Source organism: Parafrankia sp. BMG5.11, assembly GCF_004337455.1.
This window is the reverse complement of sequence record NZ_SJXI01000208.1, coordinates 1-1,515: the sequence shown is the minus strand read 5'-3', so window position 1 is coordinate 1,515 and position 1,515 is coordinate 1. Positions and strand designations below refer to the sequence as shown.

Here is a 1,515-nt window from a genome sequence, read left to right as displayed (position 1 = left end):
TGGTCGAGACCGAGCGGACGGTCGACTCGATCAACCCCACGACCGGCGAAGTCATCGGCCAGGCCGCGGACGCGACGGTCGAAGAGACCACCGCCGCGGTCAAGGCCGCCCGCAAGGCCTTCGACACCACCGACTGGTCGACCAACGTCGCGTTCCGCGTCCAGTGCCTCAACCAGCTCCACGACGTCCTCGTCAAGCACAAAGAAGAACTCCGCGAACTCACCATCGCCGAGGTCGGCCACCCCCGCCTGATCACCGACGGGCCGGCCCTCGGCGACCCGATCAACCTCGTCAAGTACTACGCCGACCTCGCCGCCGGCTACCAGTTCACCCAGGACCTCGGCACCGTCGAATCCCGCGGCGCCCAGCACCACCGCTGGATCGAACGCGAACCCGCCGGCGTCGTCTCCGCGATCGTCGCCTACAACTACCCCACCCAGCTCGCCCTCGCGAAACTCGCCCCCGCCCTGGCCGCCGGCTGCACCGTCATCCTCAAAGGCGCCCCCGACACCCCCCTGCTCGCCCTCGCCCTCGGCGAACTCATCGCCAACGAGACCGACATCCCCGCCGGCGTCGTCAACGTCATCACCTCCATCGACGTCGACGCCGCCGAAGTCCTCACCGGCCACCCCGACGTCGACCTCATCACCTTCACCGGATCCACCGCCGTCGGCCGACGCATCATGGAAGTCGCCAGCAGGACCGTCAAAAAAGTCTTCCTCGAACTCGGCGGGAAATCCGCCCTCGTCGTCCTCGACGACGCCAACCACGACCTCGCCGCCATGATGGCCGCGTTCACCATCTGCTCCCACTCCGGGCAGGGCTGCGCCATCACCAGCCGCCTCGTCGTCCCCCGCGCCCAACACGACGCCATCGTCGAGAAAGTCGCCGCCGCCCTCGCCCAGATCAAGGTCGGGAACCCCACCGAACCCGACACCTACATGGGCCCGCTCATCAGCGAGAAGCAACGCGACAAGGTCGACGGCATCGTGCAGCGCGCCATCGCCGCCGGCGCCACCCTCGTCACCGGCGGCGAAAAGATCAACCCCGGGTTCTTCTACGCCCCCACCCTGCTCGCAGGCGTCGACCCCGACAGCGAGATCGCCCAGGAAGAAATCTTCGGCCCCGTCCTCGCCGTCATCCCCCACGACGGCGACGACGACGCCGTGAACATCGCCAACAACTCCATCTTCGGCCTCTCCGGATCCGTCCTCAGCGCCGACACCGACCGCGCCCTCGCCGTCGCCCGCCGCATCCGCAGCGGCACCATCAGCGTCAACGGCGGCAGCTGGTACGCCCCCGACGCCCCCTTCGGCGGCTACAAGCAGTCCGGCATCGGCCGCGAAAGCGGCACCCCCGGCCTCGAGGAATTCCTCGAGATCAAAACCATCGCCACCCCGGCCGCATCCTGACCCTGCCGGCCTCCGACCAGCCCCGACCGTGGCGGTCGGGTGAATCCCACCGGACTCACCCGACCGCCACAGTCGTCCACGCGACGGCCCGCACCCGACGGCC

At 69.1% G+C, this 1,515-nt stretch carries 1 protein-coding gene; it reads left to right on the top strand.

The genetic code is table 11. The features are described 5' to 3' along the window. A partial coding sequence (locus E0504_RS49930; RefSeq protein WP_131628144.1) for an aldehyde dehydrogenase family protein occupies positions 1 to 1,412 on the top strand: 1,412 nt, incomplete at its 5' end. Between the last annotated feature and the right edge of the window lie 103 nt (positions 1,413 to 1,515).